The organism is Nocardia nepalensis (genome assembly GCF_048910785.1).
Classification (GTDB): Bacteria; Actinomycetota; Actinomycetes; order Mycobacteriales; family Mycobacteriaceae; genus Nocardia; species Nocardia nepalensis.
In genome coordinates, this window is sequence record NZ_JBKBET010000014.1 from 1 (window position 1) to 8017 (window position 8017).

7 protein-coding genes and 1 CRISPR repeat array are annotated in these 8017 nt (G+C 64.5%); of the genes, 5 read left to right on the forward strand and 2 right to left on the reverse strand.

The features are described 5' to 3' along the window. The 5 genes from cas7e to cas2e form a co-directional block, all read left to right on the forward strand. The coding region (cas7e, locus tag ACHQ4I_RS09460) for a type I-E CRISPR-associated protein Cas7/Cse4/CasC (protein WP_420770346.1) at positions 1-1074 on the forward strand (1074 nt) is incomplete at its 5' end. Continuing rightward, positions 1071-1796 (forward strand): type I-E CRISPR-associated protein Cas5/CasD, encoded by a 726-nt coding sequence (gene cas5e, locus ACHQ4I_RS09465; RefSeq protein ID WP_420770345.1) that lies wholly within the window; start codon positions 1071-1073, stop codon positions 1794-1796. The genes cas7e and cas5e, both read left to right, overlap by 4 nt. Position 1797: 1 nt before the next feature. Beyond that, positions 1798-2481 (forward strand): type I-E CRISPR-associated protein Cas6/Cse3/CasE, encoded by a 684-nt coding sequence (cas6e, locus tag ACHQ4I_RS09470; protein ID WP_420770344.1) that lies wholly within the window; start codon positions 1798-1800, stop codon positions 2479-2481. Positions 2482-2483: 2 nt separating this feature from the next. Beyond that, complete coding sequence (gene cas1e / locus ACHQ4I_RS09475; protein WP_420771309.1) at positions 2484-3434, forward strand: type I-E CRISPR-associated endonuclease Cas1e; 951 nt, start codon at positions 2484-2486, stop codon at positions 3432-3434. Further along, complete coding sequence (cas2e, locus tag ACHQ4I_RS09480) at positions 3431-3829, forward strand: type I-E CRISPR-associated endoribonuclease Cas2e (protein ID WP_420771310.1); 399 nt, start codon at positions 3431-3433, stop codon at positions 3827-3829. Before cas1e ends, cas2e begins: the two co-directional genes overlap by 4 nt. 85 nt (positions 3830-3914) lie before the next feature. Next, positions 3915-5836: direct repeats of the CRISPR family, unit length 28 nt; unit sequence GTGCTCCCCGCGCACGCGGGGATGATCC. Positions 5837-5910: 74 nt separating this feature from the next. Here the strand turns inward: cas2e and istB are convergent. Together istB and istA are read right to left on the reverse strand one after the other, a co-directional pair. Beyond that, a complete protein-coding gene (gene istB, locus ACHQ4I_RS09485) occupies positions 5911-6705 on the reverse strand; it encodes an IS21-like element helper ATPase IstB (protein ID WP_420771240.1) in 795 nt (264 codons plus the stop codon). After that, positions 6705-7946, reverse strand: coding sequence for an IS21 family transposase (gene istA / locus ACHQ4I_RS09490; RefSeq protein WP_420771243.1), 1242 nt, complete (start codon positions 7944-7946; stop codon positions 6705-6707). Before istA ends, istB begins: the two co-directional genes overlap by 1 nt. Positions 7947-8017: the final 71 nt, after the last annotated feature.

The following is an 8017-nucleotide window of genomic DNA, read 5'->3' on the forward strand; positions in this document are numbered from 1 at the left end:
AGCAACCTCAACCGCGACGACACCGGCAGCCCCAAGACCGCTATCTACGGCGGTGTGCGGCGTGCGCGAGTGTCGAGCCAAGCGTGGAAACGCGCCACCCGCGCCGCCTTCGACGAGCACCTGGATCGCTCCGAACTCGGCGTGCGCACCCGACGAGTCGTCGACCTGCTGGCAGCTGAGATCACTACGCAGTCACAGGATTTGGCGGATCGCAGCCTTGCGTTGGCGTCGGAGGTGATGAAGGCGATCGGAATCACGGTCAAACCACCGAAAAAAGACGCCATCGACGAAGCCGGATATCTGGTCTTCCTCAGCCGCCATCAAATCCGGGCCTTGGCCGAGGCGGCGGTCGCCGCGGCCGAGGCCGAGGACGTGGCAAAAGCATTGCGGGAAGCCAAGGTCAAGGACTTGGCCGATCGTGACCATTCGGTGGATATCGCCTTGTTCGGTCGCATGGTCGCCGACCAAGCCGACCTGAATGTCGACGCCGCTGTCCAGGTCGCCCACGCCATCAGTGTGCATCCGGTGGAGACCGAGTTCGATTACTTCACCGCCGTCGACGATCATATCGATGACCACGAGACCGGGGCCGGGATGATCGGCACCATCGAGTTCAATTCCTCCACCCTGTACCGGTACGCGACCATCGACGTGAATCGGCTCAACGACAACCTCGGCGACGAGGAAGCGACCCGCCGCGCGGTCGAAGCGTTCCTGATGTCCTTCGTGCGATCCATGCCCACCGGCAAACAGAACACCTTCGCCAACCGCACCCTGCCCGAGGCCGTGGTGGTTCTGGTGCGCGACACCCAACCCATCAACCTCGTGGGCGCGTTCGAAAGCCCGGTGCGGGAATCGAATACCGGTGGTCGAGTCAAAAGGGCCGCGGACCTGTTGCGTGAGGAGGCACACGAGGTGCAACGCGCCTACTCCGAAACACCGGTCGCGAGCTGGGTGACCCGACTCGGTTCGGATACCGCCGGTTTGGACGATCTGGGCGCCAACGTCGCATTCGCCGACCTCGTCGCCGAAGTAGGTGCGCTGGTCGGGACCAGGCTCGGGGACCATCAATGACCGTGGTGGCCCTGCGCTTGGCCGGGCCGCTGCAATCGTGGGGAGCCAGTAGCCGATTCGTGCGACGAGGCACCGAGATCGCGCCAACCAAAAGTGGGGTGCTCGGGCTCATCGCGGCAGCGAAGGGCCTGCGCCGCACCGACCCCTTGGAAACGTTGCTGGGCTTGCGATTCGGTGTCCGCATCGACCAACCCGGGCAGCTGGTTCGAGACTTCCAGACCGCGCAGCGGCCCAAACGCGAACGCGACGGATCCACCACCTGGACCTCGCTACCGTTGTCGTATCGCTACTACATCTCCGACGCGGTCTATCTCGCAGTCCTCGAAGGCGAGCACGGACTCATCAGCGCGATCGACGCCGCCGTGCGAAGTCCCGAGTTCCCGCTCTACCTCGGACGCCGATCCTGCCCACCCGCCGGACCCATCGCGCTCGGAGTCTTCGACGAGGACCTGCAGACCGCGCTGGCACAACGCCCCTGGCTTGCCAGCACCGGGACCCAGCGCCGCACCCGCGACCTTATGGTCCGGTTGGCAACCGTCCGCGACGCCGCCGAAGGCGAAGACGACGGCGAAATGATCCGAGACACACCGGTGAGTTTCGACCCCAACCACCGCCAGTACGAATGGCGCTCGGTCGTGCGCGGCAACGTCACCGTGCCCAATCCCCATGGCACAACCGAACCCGGCGACGAACATGACGCCATGTCGGTGCTGGAGGTGTGAGATGTTTTTGACCAGAATGCCGATCAACCCCCGCCGCCGCGGCGCCCGAATACTGCTGTCCTCCCCACAAGCACTACACGCCGCGGTGTGCAGCGGATTCGCCGAGGCCGCGGCAACCGAGGAGGGACGAATCCTGTGGCGCCTCGACAACTACGGACCCCACCGCGTCCTGCTCTACATCGCCAGCCCGGACAAACCCGATCTCACCCACATCGTCGAACAAGCCGGATGGCCAACCACCCAAGCATGGGACACCAAACCCTACGACCGTCTCCTGGACCGGCTCACGGTCGGCCAGCTTTGGCAATTCCGCCTCACCGCCAACCCCGTCCACTCCGGCAGACGCGACGGCTGGGCCGATACCAAACCCCTGGCCCACGTCACCGCCCGCCAACAAGAACAATGGCTACTCGACCGAGCCGACCGCATCGGAATCCGAATACTGCCACGACAGGCACCCGACGCGACCGACAATGAATTCGAACTCGCCATCACCGACCGCTCAGTACGACGGTTCACTCGCGGCAACACACGCGTCACCATCTCCACCGCCACCTTCGAAGGCATCCTCGAGGTAACCGACGTTGCCGCACTACGACATTCACTCAGCTTCGGAATCGGACGAGCGAAATCATATGGATGCGGCCTGCTGACACTGGCCTACCCAACGCAGACGGACAAATAGCTGTGGGCACGATCGGGCGCAGACCCTCGGAATCCAAAGAGCTGGTACGCATATCGGACCGCGTCTCGTTCCTGTACCTGGATCGATGCGTCGTCAACCGCGACAGCAACGCCATCACCGCGACCGATGAGCGCGGCACCGTTCACGTACCGGCCGCCTCAATCGGCGTGCTGCTGCTCGGCCCGGGAACCACGATCACCCATCAAGCGATTTCACTGATGTCCGACAGTGGATCAACGGTGGTGTGGGTAGGAGAACGCGGCGTCCGGTATTACGCCCACGGCGTGGGGCTATCGCGATCCTCCCGTCTGCTGGAGGCACAAGCAGAGGCCGTGACCAACACGCGGTCGCGGTTGCGGGTCGCGCGGGCGATGTATGCCATGCGCTTTCCGGGCGAAAATATCTCAGAACTATCGATGCAACAGTTACGCGGGCGCGAGGGCGCCCGCGTGCGCGCGGTCTACCGCGAGCACTCGCAGCGGACCGGAGTCGAATGGAACCGGCGCACTTACGACGTCGAGGACTGGGATGCCGGTGAGCCGGTCAATCAGGCTCTCTCAGCAGCGAATTCGGCACTGTACGGCGTTGTGCACTCGGTCATAGTCGCGCTGGGATGCTCGCCCGCCCTCGGTTTCGTGCACACAGGCCATCACCGATCGTTCGTCTACGACATCGCCGACCTGTACAAAGCCGAGGTGACCATACCGATCGCATTCGATATCGCAACCGAAGACGTCGAAGACATCGGAGCCGTTACCCGAAGACGAGTCCGAGATGCCCTGCACGACGGGAAGATCCTCGAACGATGCGCCCGCGACATCCAGCATCTACTCCGCGGCGAGACGGCGACCGAGACAGCTGATTTCGACGAACTGGAATTCGAAGTTATCTCACTGTGGGATGACCGCGACAACACCGTCGCTGGCGGCGTCGGCTACGGAGACGAATTTTGACCATCGTCGTCCTGACCGCCGTGCCACCCGGACTCCGAGGTCACCTCACACGGTGGCTGCTCGAAATCAGCCCAGGCTTGTTCGTCGGCAACATGTCACCGCGCGTTCGAGAACTCATGTGGCAGCGCATCATCGAGTACGTCTCCGAAGGCCGAGCATTGATGGTGCACTCAGCACGCAACGAACAACGCCTCGCCTTCAAAGTCCACGGACACGACTGGACCCCAACCGACTACGACGGCATCACACTCATGCGCCGCACAACCACCCCCGACTACATCCCCGCACCCCAAGCACCCCTGACCACCCGCAAACAATCAACAAACACCGCCGAGCACCAATCCGAAACAGTATGGCGTCGCCGCACAGCCAGACGAAAGTTCAAACCAAAGTAACGCTCAGACCCCCGGCGTGGCGTTGGCCCGAATGAAACTGAATGAAAACCGCCCCATCGACCCAGAAATGCCCAGGTCAACAAGTGTGCTCCCCGCGCACGCGGGGATGATCCCGCAACCGGCCGGAGCGGTTCGGCCCGATCCAGGTGCTCCCCGCGCACGCGGGGATGATCCGCCAGTTCCAGCTCGAGTTCGACAACGTCACGGTGCCGTGCTCCCCGCGCACGCGGGGATGATCCGCGCCCACAGGGGTGCGAAGCGGCGGAGCAGGTGTGCTCCCCGCGCACGCGGGGATGATCCTGCCGCACCCTTGATGCAGTACGAACCGTCAAGGTGCTCCCCGCGCACGCGGGGATGATCCGGTTCGGTGGACGCTGGCCGAGCACCAGCGCGCGTGCTCCCCGCGCACGCGGGGATGATCCGTCCCGCCCGCTGGGGACAGCATCGCCGCGCCGGTGCTCCCCGCGCACGCGGGGATGATCCGAGGCACGGATCAACTTTTTGAATACGATCCTGGTGCTCCCCGCGCACGCGGGGATGATCCTGGACGCAGCCAACGCGAACTAGGGATGCCATTGTGCTCCCCGCGCACGCGGGGATGATCCGCCACCGCCCGCGTTCCCAGCGATCGCGATACCGTGCTCCCCGCGCACGCGGGGATGATCCTTGCCATGCACCCAAGCCAATTCACCTTCGGGCGTGCTCCCCGCGCACGCGGGGATGATCCGAGGGTATGGCCTGGATTCGCCGATCGGTGTTGGTGCTCCCCGCGCACGCGGGGATGATCCTTCGCAGTGGTACACGGCTTTTCCGCCGTAGGGCTGCTCCCCGCGCACGCGGGGATGATCCTGGCACAGAGGCCGAGACCGTGGCGTTGGTTTTGTGCTCCCCGCGCACGCGGGGATGATCCGAAGTTGTCGCCCTTGACACCTTCGCCGTCCTCGTGCTCCCCGCGCACGCGGGGATGATCCCCCGTCTCGCACTGTCGAAGCGATCGCCCGCGGAGTGCTCCCCGCGCACGCGGGGATGATCCGGTTGTGGACGAACCGCCCTGACGGATCACCTGGTGCTCCCCGCGCACGCGGGGATGATCCGGTGCACTGGGCGGCGGTCAGCATCATCGCGTAGTGCTCCCCGCGCACGCGGGGATGATCCGTGTGATCTCCGAGGGTGCCGATGATGCAATGGGTGCTCCCCGCGCACGCGGGGATGATCCTCGTCGAATCGCGCGGTCAGCTCCCTTGCAATAGTGCTCCCCGCGCACGCGGGGATGATCCGCGAACAAGCTCGCGCTCGATATCGCTACGGCCGTGCTTCCCGCGCACGCGGGGATGATCCGCAGGCCGCCATCTTCTTCGCGGTCGAGAAGATGTGTGTCGACAGATGTGCTCCCTGCGCACGCGGGGATGATCCGGTGTTCCACACCGCGTGCAGGGCGCGCTCGTCGTGCTCCCCGCGCACGCGGGGATGATCCGTCGTCGACGACCTTGTCGGCGATGGCTTTGGCGTGCTCCCCGCGCACGCGGGGATGAATTCAAGCCGCTGCGAACCTGTGCTCCCCGCGCACGCGGGGATGATCCGTTGGTATCGCCCGGATCGCACATCTTCTTGACGTGCTCCCCGCGCACGCGGGGATGATCCTCGGCGATTTGCTCGGTGGTCAGCTCGGTGTAGGTGCTCCCCGCGCACGCGGGGATGATCCCGCGTGACCAAGGTCCATAAGGCCGTTAGCGACGTGCTCCCCGCGCACGCGGGGATGATCCGAAGACTCCGACGATCCGATGCCGCATGTCGACGTGCTCCCCGCGCACGCGGGGATGATCCTGGTTGCAGGCCCGCGTCGATACGCAGCAACGCGTGCTCCCCGCGCACGCGGGGATGATCCGGCGACGGCATCGCCGTCCCGCAGGACCACGGCGTGCTCCCCGCGCACGAGGGGATGATCCGTCGGATCGCTTCGTCACGGGCGAATTTCTGGTGTGCTCCCCGCACACGCGGGCATGATCCGGCGCTCTGTCAACTCCGGTTGAATCGTGACCCGGTCGTTCCGGTTGAATCCGGACCCACCCCTGCTGGTTTGGTTAGTCGTTGGTCTTGGCCGCTGGGACGCGGCCGAGGTCTCGGTCTTTGAGTCGGTAGCTGTCTCCCTTCATTGAGATGACTTCGGCGTGGTGGACGAGGCGGTCGATCATTGCGGCGGCGACGACGTCGTCGCCGAAGACCTCGCCCCAGCGGCCGAAGGGTTTGTTGCTGGTGACGATCAGCGAAGCTCGTTCGTAACGGGACGAGACGAGCTGGAAGAACAGGTTCGCGGCCTCGGATTCGAACGGGATATAGCCCACTTCGTCAACGATGATCAGCGGAATCCGGCCGAGCTTGATCAGCTCTGCCTGCAGTTTTCCGGCGTGATGAGACTCGGCCAGCCGGGAGACCCACTCGGCAGCGGTGGCGAACGCGACGCGGTGACCTGCTTGGCAGGCGCGGATCCCGAGCCCGATCGACAGATGCGTTTTGCCGGTGCCAGGTGGACCGAGGAAGACGACATTCTCCTTGGCGGTAATGAAATCCAAGGTCCCGAGGTGGGTGATGGTGTCGCGTTTGAGCGAACGCTGATGGTCGAAATCGAACTCCTCCAACGATTTTCGCGACGGAAATCGAGCACTGCGGATGCGTCCTTCACCGCCGTGGGATTCGCGGGCGGAAACTTCTCGTTGCAGGCAGGCGGCCAGGAACTCTTCGTGGCTCCAGTTTTCCGAGCGGGCGCGTTCGGCCAGTCGCTCAACCGCGCTGCCGAGTGTCGGTGCCTTGAGTGCTCTTGCGAGATAAGCGATTTCGGAGGTTACGTTGCGTGAACCATTGGCGGTCTTGGTGGCCATCAGGCGATTTCCTCGCTGCTGCTCGCCTCGTCGAGGTCGAACATGCGGTCATAGTCGGACAGGTTTCGATGCTCGACATCGGTGTCGATCGCGGGAACCGCGACCAGGCGCCGGGATCGGCGCAGATCTGCGGCTGCGGCCGCATGATCGGGATCGGTGATGGATTGGTGATCGGCCCAACACCGTTGATGGCGAGCAAGTTCGGCGCCGGCCAGGGTGATCACCACCTCGGTCAGGTCGGCGCGGACTTCCACTCGCCGGCCGATCGCGACCGGATGAACGGAGTAGTCGTTGGAGTCCAACCGGACGTAATGATCGCGAGGCAGCCTGGTCGTGAGCCTCCATCCGACCACCGGATCCACCGGCGGCAGCTCGAGCATCGAGCGCCGGTCGGCATCCCAGCGATCAACCGGGCGACACTCCAACCGCCGATGGTGACGGTGGTTGGCCTTGACCAACCATTCACCCAGCTGGGTGTTGAAATCAGCCGGGCTGGTGAACACACGGCCGGGCAGGAACGAGGTCTCCAGATATCCGTTCGCTCGCTCGACCAGCCCCTTGGCCTCCGGATCGCCTGGCCGGCACTGAATCACCTTGATGCCCAACGTTCCCCGGAACGCGTTCATCGTCTCGGTCAGCTGCGGTTTGCCGCCGCGCCATTGCCCGACCGCGGACTCGTTGTCCCAGACCAGAGCTCGCGGAACACGCCCCCAATCCGAGATCAACGCCCAATGCCCGGCCAGCAGATCAGGGCTTTGCCGGGTCGGGATCATCGTCGCCGCCATGACCCGCGAATAGCCGCTGACCATCACCAACACCGGCGGACGACCGACATGGCCGAACCCCAACGGAACATCGACCGGCGGAAACCACAAATCGCACTGAGCAAGCTCGCCGGGCTGATACTCAGTGCGCGAGGCCGGGTCCACCGGCTTGAACAACGGCCGCAGCTGCTGCACTCGCTCGAAGAACACCGTCTTGCCGCGTTGCCAGCCAACACGTTCCATGATCACCGTCGTCGGCATATCCGGGAACTCGGCGAGCACCGCCCGAATCTGCGGCTCGAACTCATCGACCGCCGACCCCTTCGGCTTGCGCTGATACCGCGGCGGCTCATGGGAACCGAGCGCCTTCTTCACCGTGTTCTTCGAAACCTTCATCCGACGAGCGATCGCGCGAATCGCCATCCCCTCAGCGCGATGCAACCGTCGGATCTCCGCCCAGTCCTCCACGTTCAGCACCTCATGATCGTTCACAGGGTGGGTCAGCATTCACCCGGAATCAGAGGGTCAGTCTTCAGGCGGAAGCGACA

Coding starts and splice junctions, on each gene's coding strand:
- cas5e (WP_420770345.1), top strand. CDS start 1,071: ATGACCGTGGTGGCCCTGCGCTTGGCCGGGCCGCTGCAATCGTGGGGA.
- cas6e (WP_420770344.1), top strand. CDS start 1,798: ATGTTTTTGACCAGAATGCCGATCAACCCCCGCCGCCGCGGCGCCCGA.
- istB (WP_420771240.1), bottom strand. CDS start 6,705: ATGGCCACCAAGACCGCCAATGGTTCACGCAACGTAACCTCCGAAATC.